The sequence below is a fragment of the Streptomyces sp. NPDC007025 genome (genome assembly GCF_042869455.1).
GTDB lineage: Bacteria > Actinomycetota > Actinomycetes > Streptomycetales > Streptomycetaceae > Streptomyces.
Window position 1 is genome coordinate 78,706 of sequence record NZ_JBIAFT010000017.1, and the last position, 14,886, is coordinate 93,591.

The 14,886-nt window shown below is 69.5% G+C and carries 14 protein-coding genes; 3 read left to right on the plus strand and 11 right to left on the minus strand.

Annotated features, from left to right (window positions below):
• Nucleotides 1-181: 181 nt before the first annotated feature.
• Nucleotides 182-910, plus strand: coding sequence for a hypothetical protein (locus tag ACFYMO_RS28205; protein WP_388549881.1), 729 nt, complete (start codon nt 182-184; stop codon nt 908-910).
• A 134-nt stretch (nt 911-1,044) separates the two neighbouring features.
• The gene (locus tag ACFYMO_RS28210) at nt 1,045-1,191 is read left to right on the plus strand and encodes a hypothetical protein (protein ID WP_388549884.1); all 147 of its coding nucleotides are present in this window, start codon (nt 1,045-1,047) and stop codon (nt 1,189-1,191) included.
• Between the two features lie 756 nt (nt 1,192-1,947).
• Here ACFYMO_RS28210 and ACFYMO_RS28215 read toward each other — a convergent pair.
• The 10 genes from ACFYMO_RS28215 to ACFYMO_RS28260 form a co-directional block, all read right to left on the minus strand.
• Complete coding sequence (locus ACFYMO_RS28215; protein WP_388549887.1) at nt 1,948-3,027, minus strand: zeta toxin family protein; 1,080 nt, start codon at nt 3,025-3,027, stop codon at nt 1,948-1,950.
• Nucleotides 3,028-3,063: 36 nt separating this feature from the next.
• The gene (locus tag ACFYMO_RS28220; RefSeq protein ID WP_388549890.1) at nt 3,064-3,294 is read right to left on the minus strand and encodes a hypothetical protein; all 231 of its coding nucleotides are present in this window, start codon (nt 3,292-3,294) and stop codon (nt 3,064-3,066) included.
• Nucleotides 3,295-3,564: 270 nt separating this feature from the next.
• Nucleotides 3,565-4,149, minus strand: a complete 585-nt coding sequence (locus ACFYMO_RS28225; RefSeq protein WP_388549893.1) for a DUF4913 domain-containing protein — start codon at nt 4,147-4,149, stop codon at nt 3,565-3,567.
• The gene (locus ACFYMO_RS28230) at nt 4,139-5,878 is read right to left on the minus strand and encodes a type IV secretory system conjugative DNA transfer family protein (RefSeq protein ID WP_388549896.1); all 1,740 of its coding nucleotides are present in this window, start codon (nt 5,876-5,878) and stop codon (nt 4,139-4,141) included. The genes ACFYMO_RS28225 and ACFYMO_RS28230 overlap by 11 nt, the downstream gene beginning before the upstream one ends.
• Before the next feature lie 5 nt (nt 5,879-5,883).
• Nucleotides 5,884-7,422 carry an ATP-binding protein gene (locus ACFYMO_RS28235; protein ID WP_388549898.1) on the minus strand — a complete coding sequence of 513 codons (1,539 nt, stop codon included), beginning with the start codon at nt 7,420-7,422 and terminating at the stop codon, nt 5,884-5,886.
• Nucleotides 7,423-7,443: 21 nt separating this feature from the next.
• Nucleotides 7,444-8,892: an SCO6880 family protein gene (locus tag ACFYMO_RS28240; protein WP_388549901.1), complete on the minus strand. Its 1,449-nt coding sequence runs from the start codon at nt 8,890-8,892 to the stop codon at nt 7,444-7,446.
• Nucleotides 8,889-10,427 (minus strand): hypothetical protein, encoded by a 1,539-nt coding sequence (locus ACFYMO_RS28245; protein ID WP_388549904.1) that lies wholly within the window; start codon nt 10,425-10,427, stop codon nt 8,889-8,891. Before ACFYMO_RS28245 ends, ACFYMO_RS28240 begins: the two co-directional genes overlap by 4 nt.
• Complete coding sequence (locus ACFYMO_RS28250; protein WP_388549907.1) at nt 10,424-11,212, minus strand: hypothetical protein; 789 nt, start codon at nt 11,210-11,212, stop codon at nt 10,424-10,426. The genes ACFYMO_RS28245 and ACFYMO_RS28250 overlap by 4 nt, the downstream gene beginning before the upstream one ends.
• A gap of 13 nt (nt 11,213-11,225) precedes the next feature.
• The gene (locus tag ACFYMO_RS28255; RefSeq protein ID WP_388549909.1) at nt 11,226-11,510 is read right to left on the minus strand and encodes a hypothetical protein; all 285 of its coding nucleotides are present in this window, start codon (nt 11,508-11,510) and stop codon (nt 11,226-11,228) included.
• On the minus strand, nt 11,507-11,986 hold the full coding sequence (locus tag ACFYMO_RS28260) for a hypothetical protein (protein ID WP_388549912.1): 480 nt from the start codon (nt 11,984-11,986) through the stop codon (nt 11,507-11,509). Before ACFYMO_RS28260 ends, ACFYMO_RS28255 begins: the two co-directional genes overlap by 4 nt.
• A gap of 479 nt (nt 11,987-12,465) precedes the next feature.
• Between ACFYMO_RS28260 and ACFYMO_RS28265 the strand changes: the two genes are divergently transcribed.
• Nucleotides 12,466-13,473 carry an NlpC/P60 family protein gene (locus tag ACFYMO_RS28265; protein ID WP_388549915.1) on the plus strand — a complete coding sequence of 336 codons (1,008 nt, stop codon included), beginning with the start codon at nt 12,466-12,468 and terminating at the stop codon, nt 13,471-13,473.
• 47 nt (nt 13,474-13,520) lie between these two features.
• Here the strand turns inward: ACFYMO_RS28265 and ACFYMO_RS28270 are convergent, their stop codons facing one another.
• Nucleotides 13,521-14,663, minus strand: a complete 1,143-nt coding sequence (locus tag ACFYMO_RS28270; RefSeq protein ID WP_388549918.1) for a hypothetical protein — start codon at nt 14,661-14,663, stop codon at nt 13,521-13,523.
• Nucleotides 14,664-14,886: the final 223 nt, after the last annotated feature.

The following is a 14,886-nucleotide window of genomic DNA, read 5'->3' on the forward strand; positions in this document are numbered from 1 at the left end:
ACTCCCCCCTCCCCCTTCGTCAGGAATTCCTGATGCTCCCGCACGCCGTCGCGACATTATGACGACTCGGCCCAGCGTCAGGAATTCTTGACGCTGGGCGGCCCGCGTCGGGAATACTGCCTCCTCCAGGGTGCGTCAGGAATGCCTGACGCGCATGAGCAGCGTCAGGAAGGTGTGACACATGGGGTGGGAGAGCGACGAGTTCGGCGGCGACCACGAGGGGCACTGCGTGGCCGTCCTCGGCGACGGCAGCAAACCGGCGCCGGTGCAGGTGCCCTTCACCCGGCCCGACGGGACCGAGGGCACCTCCCCCAACAGCTCCTGGTGGATGTACGACGGCGAGCACGGGCCGCGGGCCGTGGCCGTACGCGCCGGCTGCACCTGCGGCTGGCGCTCTACCGACATGTTCCCCATCGACTTCGACGACTGGGGCAAGACCGACGGGTTCGAGGACAACACGGGGCCGTATGCGGCCTGGGAGATCCAGCACCTCGCCCGCCTGCTCGGCGCCACCGTCCCCGATCGGGTACGCGAGGCCACCGACCACCTGCGCGAGATGCTCACCGACCTGGCCCGCACCCGGCCCCTGGCCGCCGCGGCGGCCGCGGCCGCCGCCGAGAAGATGAGCGGAAAGCGCCTCCAGCTCGCCGTCACCGCCGCCCGCGACATCGAGCACACCTGGCCCGAGATCGGCGACGCCATGGGCGTCACCCGCCAGTCCGCCCACCAGCGCTTCGCCAAGAACCCATACCGGGAGGACACGACGATCCCGCTCCGGCCCCGCCGCATCTGGGCGGACCAGGACACACCCCTCGTCGACCTGCCACCGGTCCCGCCCGGCTGGGCAGACGCGGACGACGTCCCGCTCATCACGTTCGACGGTCCCGGCGAAGAGACCTCGGGCAAGTAACGGCCACGCTGGCAACGTGCCTGAAGCAATCGGGCGCTGAATGACAGGGGTTGCGGGGCTTACCTCTGCGCATTCCATCCTCAGCCTCACGGTTCCGGGACCGCCCATCCACCCGTCTTCGTGAGGAGCACCTCATGCCCGCATCCCAACTGCTGCCCATCCTGCTGGCAGGCGCTGGAACGCTGTACGTCTGCCACCAAAACCCCCGCCTCGTCGAGCCCGTGGGCGCCGCCGCCTGCGTCATGGCACTGCTCTTCACGGCCATGGCCGCACTCAGCTGAGCCCCTGCCCCGACACGACGATCATCGACCCGGGCGCGGGGACCGGCTACTGGCCGCGGAGCGCCGGGCCTCGCTGCTGCACCGGCAAACACACACCGAGGCAGAGCGAACTTCGCGGCCCGCGCCAGCTCCCGGGAGGGATCCGCAGAGGCCCGGCGCCTCCGCGGCGCCGGGCCCGGGGCCTGTCAGGTGCAGTCGAGCCCGCACCCGGTGCACAGCAGGACCTCGCTGTCGCCGTGCCCGACCACTCCGTGTCGCGGTCGCCGGCGGGGCAGGTGTCGGGGGTGTGCGCCCAGTCGCGGCCCGGGATGGTGAGCACGTACCGGCCGGGGAAGACCCACTCACCTGCGTGGTGGGGCATCTCGGTGAGGTCCCAGGCGGTACCGGCAGGGGGTGTGGGGGTGAGCGGGGGGGGTGAGCATGATGACCTCCGAGAGGGGGTGTGGTGCGTCCTGACGGGCTCCGCCCACCACGGTTCTGGGGCGGGCCGCAAGGTGGAGCGCCCCACTGGCCGAACGACCCTGCGGCCCGTCCCAGGTTCGTGGTGCTCTCCGATCGGCAGGACGCGCCGCGCCCTCTCGGCCGTCACCATGCACCCCGGCACCCACGCCTGCACGGGCGGGCTGACCGACCCTCCCCGCCGCGCGGGTGCACACCGGCCCCACGAACCGCTGCACCGAGTAGCCCAGCCTCAGCAAGATCAATCTCAACGGCACTTTCAGTACCGCAACTACTCACACCCGCCCTCGGACTGCGTTACTTCCCACGACCACGGCGTTCGTGTTGCTGCGCGTCCTGACGTGGGGCCACTGGCCGGGGGACCTGGGGGGTATCGGTCCCAGACGGTCGGCTGGGTCGGCGCTTGACCGTGACGGACTTGGACCGGGCGGCTGCGGTACTGATCCGCATGCCGGCTTCCTGGGTCTGGAACTGCGGTGTCAGGGCATGCGGGCCGGGGGCGGGCGTGTCTTCCCATGTTCCGCGGTCGAGTTCGATCAGCCCTGTGAGGGCTCCTTCTGCGTGGAGCTGCTCGGCGTTGGCGCGAGCGACGGAGTAGGAAGCTCCCGCATCCGTGGGGTACAGGGCGCGGATGAGGGGTTCGGGGGCCATGCGGCCGCCGTAGGGGTCTCGGCCCGCGTCGAATTCGACGCGGCCTGCCTGCCACCGCAACGCGTTCTGCTCCAGCGACGTGCGCATGGGCACCTCGACGCTCAGGACGACGCGCCGCCCATACCCTTCTTCGGCAAGGTCGCCAAGGAGGGTGCGAGTCCTGTCCAGGTTTTTCATGACGCCGTCGTAGATCAGGTTGAAGCCTTCCCCGCGCGCCCAGCTTTCGAAGGTGTCTTGCAGGAAGGAGCTCTCGCGGTGGACCAAGGGGGCCAGTTCCGCCGGAGCCAGCTGCCGTCCGCCGGGCAGCGCATATGCAGATGGAGGGAGCTTGGGGGCCCCGCCGTGGCGGATGATTGCTTCCTTGAACTGATCGGGATCCAAGACCAGGTATTCGCTGGGATCCACCCCGTGGGCCTGGTTGAGGGCGTCGCCCAGTTCTGTGCCGTCTCCCTGGCGGGTGCGCAGCAGCCCCAGTGAGGTCCCCTTGCCGGCGCCGGGCGGACCCGAGGTCAGCAGCACAGCCTGGCCGTCGCGCGGGAGGTTGGAACAGGCGGCTTTGGCCTCCTCCAGGATCTCCTGGTGCAGTCGGAGGCGTTCAATCGTCCACAGGCCGCCTTGGTGGTGCTGGCCGTAGGTGTCGGCCTCGCCGGTGGACAAGTCGCCTGTGGTGAAACGTTCTTGCAAGTGCCGGTAGAGGTCGCGGTATTCCTCGCGCAGTACGTCCATTCCCCGTCCGGCCCCTTCCGGTTGATCATTGTCGTGTCAGCGTAGCTTTCGGCGGCGCAGGATCTCGCGGTAGTCCTCCTCCGAGATATGGCCGTTGAGCATGGCTGCTGACAGCACGTCTGCGGTGTTGTCCTGGTGGTCCGGGAGCGTGTGAGCGGGGTCGTGGTCACGCTCTTGCAGGGGCCAGGCTGCGGCCCTGGTGAGCATCTCGTCCCGGCTGACGTCACCAGCTGCGTAGCTGGCCAGGTAGTCGCGGAGCGATGTCATGAGTGGTTCCCTTCTGCCGCCCATCGACGGCTTGCTGGCGTGGTGTGAGGTGGCCGCGGACAGCGGCTCATTGCCCGTTCGGTCTTACGTGAGTGAGGCTGGTGCACTCGCCTCGTCGCTCCTGTCGTTCAGGAGCGGGGCGGTGTCGGCGGGATCGAGCGGAAACCGGGAGTGAGAGACCGGCCATCGGGAGATCCGTCCGTCACCAACCACATTACGCTATCCCCGCACTGCGGCGCCTCCCCAACGCGGGTGCCCGGCCTTGTCGGGCTACGTCTCCTGGCTGTTCCAGGCGCTGGGCACCGGTCCGGGCATGCGGTGCTCGATCCGGTGCTCGCCTTTGGTACAGCCCTGAAAGGGGCCGGTGGAGGCGCGCAACTCCCTCATGCAGGGGTCGTAGTGGTCGCGGTGCCAGGTGCTGGGGCCGGTGTATCCGCAGGTGGCGGGGTCGGTGAGTTCCTGCCAGGCGAGCCACAGGGCGTGGAGGCGGGCGAGGGCGACGGGGTGCTCGAACCACAGGTGGCACCAGCGGGCATCGGCTGAGGGCTCGGCCAGGTAGCCGGGGACCAGGACGCTCTCCACCCACTCGATCAGCGCGCGCAGTTCGTCGTCGTACTGGGGGCCGTCGAGGAGGAAGAGGAACGGCGGGTACTGCCAGCCCTCTTCCTCTCCCGCCGGTCCGTCCTGCTCGTCCTGGTCGGCGCCGGGCGCGGGGCTCTCCTGCGTCGGTGGTGCCTGACGGACCTGGAGCTGGCTGGTGAGCGCCCGCACCTGGGCTTTGAGGTCTTCGACGTCTTCGAGGAGCTCCCGCGGAACGCCACCGGCCCCGGGTGCTGCCGGGAAGCTATCGGGCACGGCGGGCCTCCTTGCGCTCCTCGTGGGCGTCGATTGCGCGTGCGGTGATGGCCTTCTCCTCGGCTGCCATGCCGGCGCCGATGTGGGACATGGCCTTCTCCTCATACCACGGGCGCAGGGCGATCTGCGCGACTGGCATGCCGGTGGCCATCAGCAGGGCTGTGCCCTTGGGCATGGCGCGGATCTCGGCGGCTTCCCGGATCTGCTCCTTCTGCTCGTTGACGGAGTAGGAGTAGCCCTCCTTGCCTTTGGAGTAGGAGCCGCGGGAGATGTCGTGGTTGCCGATGAGGGTGGAGATGTCAGAGACGAATTTGGGGTCGTCCAGGCCGACGCCGATGACCTTCTTCGTAGCGGCTCCCCACAGGGCGTCCATTCCGACTTCGCCCCACGCCTTCACGCCTTGACGGTAGGACTGGAGGATGGTGAAGGGAGTGATGCCGCGCGAGCCCAGGTGGCTGTAGAGGTCGGGGAGGTCGGCGATCTTGCAGATGTTCGCGGCCTCGTCGAGGACAGCGCGCATGGGTTCGGGAAGGCGGCCGCCGTGGCGCTCGCCGGCTTCGGACGCGGCGGTGAAGACGGCGTCGGCCAGCGCGGCCACGACCGCCGAGCTGGGGCCGCCCTTCTTGGACAGCAGGTAGAGGGTGTCCCGACCGAGGGCGAATTCCTCGGGGTCGAAGCGGGGGCGGTCCTTGTCCGGGGTCACCCAGGCCAGGACCCGCTCGTCGCGCAGCGCGGAGACGGCGGTGCGGGCGTTCTGGTAGATGCCCGACTGGGTCTCCTCGGCGATGTTGATGCTGGATTCGACCTGCTCGGCCAGGACCGGCTCGTGGTCGTAGAGGATCCGCATCGGGGCCTTCTCGCGCGGGTCGGCGAGCCAGCCCAGTACGTCCCGCACGCTGGCTCCGTCGTGGTAGGCGGCGCGGAGGAGTCCCACCAGCAGGTCCTGTGCGGCCTGGTGCCAGAAGGGGTCGGCCTGCTCGCTCATGATCTGGGCGACGAAGTGGCTGGCGAGCCGTTCGGCGCCCTCGATGGTCTCGGCCTGGGCGATCATGTCCCACCACATGCCGCGCTCGGTCTGGGCGACCCCTTGGGTATCGAGTACCCAGGCGGTGCCCATCCGACGGCGGGAGGCGAGTGTCGCGGCGTACACGTCGGGCTTGTTGGAGGTCAGCAGCAGCGCGGCCGGGGCTTCCTCCGCGACGGGGATGGCCAGTGCGGTCGACTTGCCCGCGCGCGGTGCCATCAGCGCGACGTAGGTGTCCTCGTCCGAGCCGCGCAGTTCCACCTTGGAGGGCAGGTGGTCGCCGAGGAGCACTCCGCGGTCCGCGGGCTTGAGGTGCTTGGGTTCGGTCACCTTGAGGGAGGCCCGCAGGCGGGTGGCCGTGCGGGCGGCGCTCTTGGGTGCGAGGTCGCGCACCTGCCGCAGAGTCGCCATGTGCGAGGGGTTGCGGAACCAGCGCCAGCACAGCCGCAGGGTCCATACCGCGGCGGCCAGCACCAGGACGTCGAGGAGGGCCGCACCCGCCAGGGAGGCAGTGGGCGACTCGGGCCAGACGGCCGACCAGTCTCGCGCCATGTCGAAGACCGTCACCACAGAGGCCGGGGCCACCGGTTCCCCGGTGACGGCGGCGCCGGCAGCCGCGCCCGCCCAGGTGGACGCAGACAGGACCACCACTCCGCCGAAGACGATGCCGCCGAAGAGCCAGGCCCGGTCGTTCTCCGTCATCATCGCGCTCAGGCTCCCTCAGTCGCCGGATCGGTCGGGTCGGTGTAGTAGAGGCGCCGCTCGGTGTCGGTCAGCTCGGTGGCGGCGGCAATGCCCGGCCGGGTGCCGATCTTGATCAGATACTTGCCGCGTCCGGGATGGACCTGGTCGCTGGTGTCCAGCCCGGTGCTGGTGGCCGACGACCAAGAGGTGATCATCATGCGTTCCTGCTCGGTCAGCGACCGCTTGCCGGTCACCCGCACGAGTTCTTCGGCCGTGGAGGCGCCCAGTACCCAGGTGTCGCATCTGTCCATCAGGCCGCGGGCCTTGGCCCGGTCCTCCTCGGTGGGCAGGGACTCGGAGTCCAGCAGCGAGTGGGTGACGTAGATGGTCACATCGTCGGTGGTGCGGTTGAGGCGGCTGATGCCGTCCATGGCATCGACCAGGCCGGGGCCGGAGCGCAGGGCCCGCCACATCTCGTCCATGGGCAGCACGAGCTTGCGGGACATCAGCCCGATGCTGCGGGCGCTGTCGATGCTGGAGTAGGCGTACGCCCAGGTGGCAATCATGCCGGCGGAGATGACGTCGTTGCCGCGGGCCCGCAGCCCGGAGATGTCCACCGAGACCGCGGGCACGTTCAGGTCCAGGGGTGCGGTGGTCGGGCCGTCGAAGAGGCCCTTGAGCGGGCCGGAGACCAGGTTGTCGAGCCCGGCGATGACCGAGCGGGTCAGGTTGCGGAAGGCGTCGCCCTCGGCGGCGAGCTTGTCCCGCAGCTCCTGGGGGGCCTGCCGCATCACCGTGATGACGTCCGGGATGATCGGGTCGTCCCCCGGCTTGGCGTCGGAAGCCAGTTGCACCGCGGTGTTCAGCGCGGAGCGCTCGATCTCGTCCGGGGCGCGGCCCAGGCCCTGCTTGGTGGCCAGCAGGGCCCCCAGCGTCTCCATCCGCCGTCCGTTGAGCACGTCCAGCAGCCCGGTGCGTTCGGTCGGGCTGAGAGTGTGCACGTGGGCCTTGAGCGGTCCGGAGTCGAGCGGGTTGAGGCGCCCGCCGCCGTCGCCGATGCGCACGACGCTGCCGCCCAGCTCGCGCACCATGTCCGCGTACTCGCCCTTGACGTCGCCCGGCACCACGCACATGTAGCCGTAGGCCGCATACACCAGGCAGATGCGTTTGACCAGCGCACTCTTGCCCGCACCGGGCTGGGACATCACCCACACGCCCGGGTTGGTGGTCAGCTTCCCCGTCCAGCCCGACGGGTCGATGCACACCAGTTCGCCCGTCAAAACGTCCCGGCCCACCGGAACACCGCGCGGGGGAAGCCCCGCCCCCAGCAGGAACGGGTAGACGCCCCCGCCCTGGGTGGACGGCCCGGTATAGACGGTCCCTCCGTCCTCGACCGGGGCGCGGCCGCTGAAGCGGCCGCCCCAGCCCAGCCGCCCCGCATACAGGCGGCGCTTGCGCCCTTCCTCCTGGCGCTGCGCGCGCCGCTGAGCCGGTGTCAGCGCATCCTGCGCTTTGGGTGCCATCCGCCGCGCGACGGTCACCTCCGGCGGCTTCTTGCGTGCCACCTGCCATCCCCCCTCTAGCTTCTACTTGACCAGTGGCGTGTAGCCCAGCGGCAGACCGGCGGCGAAGACCGCCGCCTGCGCACCGTAGGCAGGACGCATGCGGATACCGCGGGTGGCCTTGATGGCCCGTTCGATCTCCTGCCGCGCCGCGGGCAGATCCTGGGCACGCAGCGCGGTCACGGTCACCATCAGCGTCCAGTCCACGACCTGCGCACCTCCGGCCGCCTGGGCGGCGGCCTTCTCCGCCCGCTGGTAGTCGGCCCGCTGCGTCCACTTCGCGCGTCCCTTGACCTGTGCTGTGGCGTGCGCCCGGTTCTCGGCGTTGCTGATCTCCCGCTCCAGCACCATCTCGCCCTCGTGCGGGTCCAGGACCCGGTAGGAGAGCGTGATGCGCCGCTGGAAGTAGCCGGGGCTCAGCAGGGGCAGCAGCACGCTGTAGGGGATCGGACGTCGCGGCATCTCCCGGAGCACCCACGAGAGGGAGATCCCGCCGTCGTGCGCGTACTCCTCCCATCCGTCGTCGGCCGCCTGGGGCCCGCACTCGCTCCACTGAAGGTCTGCGAACTCCTCCTCGCGGGCGTGGAAGGAGGACGGATCGTAGGCCGAACGCACCAGGCGGCGCACGTCCACGTCCGTGGCCCGGCGGTAGACGTCCGTACCGGTGCCGCTCAGATCCAGCGAGTCCGCCACCCGCAGCGCTTCGCCGACCTGCTCAGCCAGGTCCTGCGGCGGGTTCGCCGTCGCGTTCGGATCGACGATCACGCTCATCCACGGCGCCACCGACGCGGTGGCACGCGGAGTCGTGCGCACCAGCTCCTCGATCGTCTCCCGCGCCAGCTTCGGGGCATCCGCCTGCTTGCGCCGCTTCACATCGTCCCCCAGCGCCTCGCCGGCGCCGGGAGTGATCTGGATGGTGACCGACGCGGCCTTGATCTGCTCGTCGGTTGCCATGGCGTCCAGGACGCTGCTCCAAGTGCGGATGTTGCCGCTCACCGCGCCGGTGGGCGCCATGAGGCTCCCACCGGGCGCCAGCAGCGTCGAGATGGTCATGTAGCCGGTGGCGCGGTCGTGCACCACGCCGACCACCTTGCTGCTGGCAGGATCGTGCGCCTTGATCAGCGTGCTCGACGCCCCGACGCCTGGCAGATCCAGCGCATAGGGATGGGGCAGCAGCACCCGACGGTAGGACGTCGCATCCGAGCGGTGCGCCCGCGACCACGCGTACTTGGCCCAGTAATAGGACAGCGCGGGCATCCCGTGGCGCCGGGCCGCGGCCAGCCCCAGCACCAGCAGCGTCACCGGCAGGGTGACGAACAGCGATGCCGGGTACTGGGTGGCGATGATCCCCTCGGCCGCCAGAACGCTGGCGCCGAGCATGGTGGCGCCCTTGGAGAGGTTCAGAAACCCGTAGCTGCGGCGGGTGCGGAAGCCTTCCACCCGCAGCGTGTCGGGCACCTCGTGCGTGGTCACTGCTGGTTCCCCCCGTCTCCCATCTCCCCGGCGCCCTTCTGGACGGCATCGTTGACCCCGTCGTAGACCGCGAGAACCACCCCCGCAGTACCCGCAGCGGCACCACCGCCCTTGGTGGCCGCACCGGTCTTGGCGCCGCCTCCCGCCTCGGTGGTAGCGCCGCCGCCCAGCCCGTCGCCACCCCCGCCGCCCAGGCCATCACCGCCCAGGCCGTCGCCGCCGCCGCGGCCCGCGTCCGGACCGCGCTGATTGCGGGTGGCCTGCTGCTGTGCCTCTCCCTGCCGTTCGTCGCCGTCCGGCTCCTGCGTGCTGCCGTCCCGCTGCGGAGGCATGGTCCGGTTCACGTAGTTGGCGTGGTCCGGGGCGCTCGGAGGCGTCGGATCACCGCCAGACGGGGGCGGGCCATCGTCCGGGCCGTCGTTGCCGCCGCCGATCTTCGAGGCGGCTGCCGAGGCTGCGCCCAGGGCGCCGCCCGCCGACAGTCCGGCACCGACCTCGGCACCGAAGGGGGCGAAGAGCCGCATCAGGGGCCCGGGAGCCAGGATGCCAAGAATGAGGGTGGCGACTCCACGCAGCCATCCGGTGAGACCTTCGGCATGGCCGAACTCCTCGAAGCCGACGCAGACGATGACAGCCAGCATCGGCTTGTAGGCGATCACCATGAGGATCGAGGTGATCAGGCGCGGGGCCCACTTCCGTGTGGTCTCACCACCTACGCGTCCGGCCCCCGCGATCGGCAGCAGCATGCACTGGATCGGGATGGCCGAGATACGCAGGAAGATCAGCACCATCTGGACGAACCCCACCAGTAGCAGCACCACGACCACGCTGATGACCAGCGCGGGATTCTTCAGCGACGTGGGCACCAGCACAGCGACGATCGTTTCGTAGGCCAATCCGCCGTCGCCGAACACATTGTCCAGCAGCCCGCTGGCGATCTTGTCGCCCAGCTTGAGCAGCAACGCGATCACAGTGAACCCCGCGCCGGTGATCAAGGCGTTCTGCACCCAACCGGCAAGCGCCTGGCCCGCGTACTTCATCTGACCGGTCACGGCCATCTTCCCGAGCTGCCACATCAGCCCGAACGCGGCGATGACCCACCCCAGCCACACCATCATGCCCGCCAGCGTGGCGTCCTCCGCGAACAGACCCGTCTTCTCCAGATCGAGCGACGGTCCGTCGAAGGCCAACGTCAGCGTGTGCTTGATCCCCCACTTCGCAGCGTCGCGGCCCGCTCGGATGAGCTCACCCACAGTGGAGTCCCACACACCCTGCCAGGCATCCTTGACCTTTTTCTCAGCCTTGTCCCCCGCCTTGTCGCACTTGTCACTCACGAGGGAAACGACGGCACCGGCCCCGATTGCGCAGGTGTAGTCGACCCCTTTGTTGAACCAGCCGTCGTCCTTGTCGGCCCGGGCTGCGGGCGCCGCGGCGGTGGCCGAGGACTGTGCTGCGGCCGCCGAGGAGGGGGAGACGGCCACCAGCCCCAGCGCCGCGATGATGACGAGCAGCAGACTGCTGAACCGCCTGATCATGAGGCTTCCCGGATGGCGGTCCACCCCTCCTCGTTGAAGAGGGCGTCACCGGGTGCCGCGATCTCCGGCTTGGCCGGGTCGTCTTGGGCGGCCCGGTTGATGGCGGCCGCCGACACCTTCCAGTCGCCGTCCTCCCATTCGACCGCGGACAGCGCGCGCGCCCGCGAGGACTGTTCCTCCTCCGTCTCTCCACCCTTGCGGGTAACCCGGGAGGTCACCCAGACCACCACCTCGCTCTTGGACTCCGAGACGACCTTGAATCCGACCGGGTGGCTGCGGAACCACACCCCCGACGGCAGGGGCTCGCCGTCCGCCAGGTCGAGGGAGGCTCGCATCTTCTGATCCGTCTGGGCGGCGTGCTCCTTCACCTTGCGGAGATTCGCGGGGGTCTGCTCGTCCCGCACCTCGTAGGAGCGGAAGTCATCGAGTTGCTCGTCGGCCAGGCTGCGCTCGCCCTCCACCGAAGCGGAGGTGGCCTCCAGGATCACGGCCAGTGCGCCCTCGGTTGTGTGCGGGAACTTCACAGGGTTGCCCCGGCTGTCCTTCTCCTTGCCGGGCGGCAGCGTGATCCACCGCTTGGGCTCGGTCCAGTCTTCAGGAGTCGTGTAGGTGGGGTCGGGGCTGGCCGAAGCACTCGGAGACTTGCCGCCGCCCTTGCTCTCCTTGTCCTTCTCCCCGCCGCCGTCATCGCCGGTGAGGAACGCACCCAGCGTCAGTGCCACCAGCACCACCGCCGCGATGCCCGCCCCCCACAGCAGGCCCCTGTTCAGCCGCTCTGTCCTCATGCCGACTCCCTGCTCAGCTTGCGATGCCGTTGATGATGGTGATCAGCGACCCGGCCAGCAGGACAGCGGCGATCCCGCCGCCCATCCACTTGAACGGCTCGCTGCCGCCGCCGTGCCGGCTCTTGTCGGCCGTGGCGAGCTTGAAGACCCCGAACCCCACACCGCCCGCCCCCGCCAGCACCAGCAGCCACAGTCCGTACCCGGCCAGCTCCGAGACCGTCCCCGAAACCCCGGGGATCTCGGTGGGCTTCGTCTTCGGGATCACTCCATCGGCCAGCAGCATCAGACTCTTCATCATTTCCCTCCCATGTGGCGGCGCAGCTTGGCTGCCGCACGCTGTACGTCCTTGTTCCTCATCGCATCCACGGGGCCCTCGGCCGACCGCAGACTGGGCAGATACCGGATCCACGCCGTGCCGGCCACGCGCTGTTGCAGGGCCCGGACGCGGAAGCGGACGGCTGCCGGGGCCCGGGCGGGCACGTCGGCGACCAGCACCAGCCACGGCCGCGGCAACTGCATCGGCCAGGAGAACAGGAGCTGCTCGGCCCAGATCGCCGCGTACACGCTCGTCTCCGCGACCAGCACGGGCTGCGCCCCGTAGGGGACCTGCTCCTCCGGAGCCAGAATGCGGCTGGCCACCCCGCTGCCGTCGTCGAGCATGCAGGCGACAGTGGCCACCGCGATGCTCTCCCCACGAACGGGCAGGAGCGCGAACCTCAGCCCTGCGGCGTGCTGTTCGTAGTCGGTGCTCGGCGCCGTCTGATGGTCGATCACCGCGCTGTCCCCCTCTGCTGCGGTCTCACACTACGATCTTGGTCTAAACGAACTACAGAGGGTAGCGTGCCTCAAGCGTTGCAAGTTGAGTAGCGTGCTTTGAAGTGACAGGAGTGCGGTGTGGCCCTCTTCGAGACTGCGTGGGCGCGAGCGCTGCGCCTGTCCGCGGATCCCTGACCACGTCCGGGAACATTCTGACCCTTGCCCAAGCACGGCTCCGACTCGGGCTCGGACAAGCGGAGATGGCCCAGCGTTAAGCGTTAGGGATCTCCCGCCAGATGATCTCGCGCGTCGAACGCGGCCTGGGAGGCGTGAGGGGCGCACCCCAGTGGGCCCCGGGCGTACGAACTGACGCTCAGCCGCTGGAAGAGCGCGCAAGCCGCCTCGCGCGAACAAGTGCAGGCGAAGGTAGCTGTTCAAACGCGTAGAAGCCTGGGGGGGCATGCGTGAAGTACATCGTCATAGGGATAGCCACAATCGTGGCCATCGTCTTGACCCTGCTCGGACTGATCGCCGCGGCCTTCGCAGGCGAGGACGACGCATCCGCGCAGTCCCTGACCGGCGTTCCCGATGAGTTCCGCCGCTGGCTGATGAATGCCTCCGAGGAGTGCGAGCACAAGGAACTCACCCCCGCGCTGCTGGCCGCACAGGTAAAGCAGGAGTCCGGCTTCTCCACCGCACGCACCACCGTCTCCGGCGCCGGGGCCCAAGGCCCGGCGCAGTTCATCCCGAGCACCTGGGCCACCTGGGGGCGCGACTACAACCACAACGGAGACGTCGACGTCTTCGAGGTCGGCGACGCCGTCATGGCCCAGGGCGCGATGATGTGCTCACTCCTCGGACAGGCGAAGTCCTCCGGCTTCGCGGGCGACGTGCGCGGGCTCGCCCTGGCCGGATACAACGCGGGCTGGTTCGCGGTCGAGAAGCACAAGGGGATCCCTCCGTTCCAGGAGACCCGCAACTACGTGAAGATTATCCTCAAATCCATGAAGAAGTTCGGAACGCTCTCCAAGGGCTCCGGGCTGACGGTCCGTGGAAGCGGCGTACGCGCCGACGCCCTGCGCAAAGCCTCCGCGCAGATCGGCACCCCCTACTCCTGGGGCGGCGGCGACGCCGGCGGCCCCAGCAAGGGCTTCTGCGACAGCACCAACGGCTACCTCAACGGCCGCTGCTCCGCATCGAAGACCGTCGGCTTCGACTGCTCCAGCCTGGTGCAGTATGCCTACTGGCCCAAGCGGAAACTCCCCCGAACCGCAGCCGCCCAATACCGTGCGACCTCCGACCACCCCGTCGCCAGAGGCAACCTCAAGCAAGGCGACCTGCTCTTCTGGAGCAACGGCAGCACCCCCAGCGGCATCTACCACGTGGCGATCTACGCCGGGGACGGGAAAGTCCTCCACGCCCCCAGGACCGGCAAGGACGTCCAAGTCGCCCCGCTCAAGAACGCCATGCCCAGTGGCGACTACCAGGGCGCCACCCGCCCCTGAGCCCCGCAGCCGGGGCCCGGCCGTTCGCGGGCCTGGCCCCGGACTGCTCACCGGCTTCGACCAGTCCCTTGGGTGCGCGCTCGCTCCCGGTGCGCGGCCGCCGCTGGATCACTCGGCGCCGTCGCCTTCTTGCGCGCCGATGGGGTAGGGCCTACCGACGGGGACTCCGCCCTGGCGGCCGCGGGCGAAACCCGTGGGCTGTGCGCTCTGGTCGGCTCCTCCTCCGTCACGCGCCAGGTGGCGCGCTCCAGCATGTGTTTGCCCGCCATCGCCGCGGTCCCCTTGGCATGGACCGTGTCCTGCGCCATACCTGCCAGACGCCGATCGACACTTCCGGGCTCGGCGGCCTCCACCCGCGCCATCTGCGCAGCCAGCACCGGCCATCGCCGGTGTGTCACCAGCGCGTCCGCCAGCCGCTCCTGGCCCGGCAGCGCCTCGCGCACCGATCGCATGAACCGCTCGTTCTCCCCCCGGCTAACACCCAACTGGTCCAGCGCCTTCTCACGGTCGTCGAGGTCGAGAGAGTCCGGCATCTTCAGCCCCACTGTCAGCGGCCCGAACGACTGCAGGGCATCACGGCTCACCGGCTGCCGCTCCTGCCCTTGGCCCGTCACCCGGGCCACCGCCTGGTCGACGCCCAGCCCTTCGTCATGAGCCGCCGTCAGGATGCCGCGCACATCCACATCAAGCCGCTGCAGATCGGCCATCTGCCCTGCAATCTCCGGCCATGACGGTGAGGAGAGGATAGCCTCCCGGACGAGGCCCTGCGGCATCGTCTCCCGCAGCAGATCGGCCCACTCGTCATTGCCCTGGCTGTTGATGCGCTGAGCATTCCTCGCGATCGAGTCCCGCACCTGCACGGCAGTCTCGCCCAGTTTGGGAAGGAAGCTCTCCATGTCGACGCCGGCGGCCCGCAGCGCCGTGAGTTGCTGAGCCATCCGCGGCCAGTCACCATCACTCGTCACTGCCTTCAGCAGGTCCTCTGGAAGAACCCCACGCAGGTCTCCGGCTGCGTCGGAGACTGCCTTGTCTTTGGGCGGAAGCGGTCTCCCCTTGCTGTCCCTGCGCTGCTCCGCCTTACGGCGCACAGCATCCGCGATGGCCGTCATCAGCTTGAACGCCATGGTGGCGGTCTGCACCGCTTCCCCGACAGCCTCGGCGAACTCTTCACCCTGCTGTGGCATCGCCACGATCCGCTTCCCCTCCTCGATCAGCGGGCCCGCCTGGGCCCTCTGCTCCCGTGTGCTCCGGGCATCCGGGACGCAGGATTCGTCGTACCCCCGGCGCCCAGGCCCGGCCTGCAGACGGCGTGCCCATGCTGGCCGACCGTGCACCACCCGCCCGGGCCCAACCGGTCAGGCGCTAGCTAAGCACTTCGGCGACCGATTCCGCAGACGTGAGTTCACGCTGCCC

Bases quoted from the DNA above. Each gene is read 5' to 3' on its own strand.
- ACFYMO_RS28205 (WP_388549881.1), top strand. From the start codon at position 182: ATGGGGTGGGAGAGCGACGAGTTCGGCGGCGACCACGAGGGGCACTGC.
- ACFYMO_RS28210 (WP_388549884.1), top strand. From the start codon at position 1,045: ATGCCCGCATCCCAACTGCTGCCCATCCTGCTGGCAGGCGCTGGAACG.
- ACFYMO_RS28215 (WP_388549887.1), bottom strand. From the start codon at position 3,027: ATGGACGTACTGCGCGAGGAATACCGCGACCTCTACCGGCACTTGCAA.
- ACFYMO_RS28220 (WP_388549890.1), bottom strand. From the start codon at position 3,294: ATGACATCGCTCCGCGACTACCTGGCCAGCTACGCAGCTGGTGACGTC.
- ACFYMO_RS28230 (WP_388549896.1), bottom strand. From the start codon at position 5,878: ATGATGACGGAGAACGACCGGGCCTGGCTCTTCGGCGGCATCGTCTTC.
- ACFYMO_RS28245 (WP_388549904.1), bottom strand. From the start codon at position 10,427: ATGATCAGGCGGTTCAGCAGTCTGCTGCTCGTCATCATCGCGGCGCTG.
- ACFYMO_RS28250 (WP_388549907.1), bottom strand. From the start codon at position 11,212: ATGAGGACAGAGCGGCTGAACAGGGGCCTGCTGTGGGGGGCGGGCATC.
- ACFYMO_RS28255 (WP_388549909.1), bottom strand. From the start codon at position 11,510: ATGATGAAGAGTCTGATGCTGCTGGCCGATGGAGTGATCCCGAAGACG.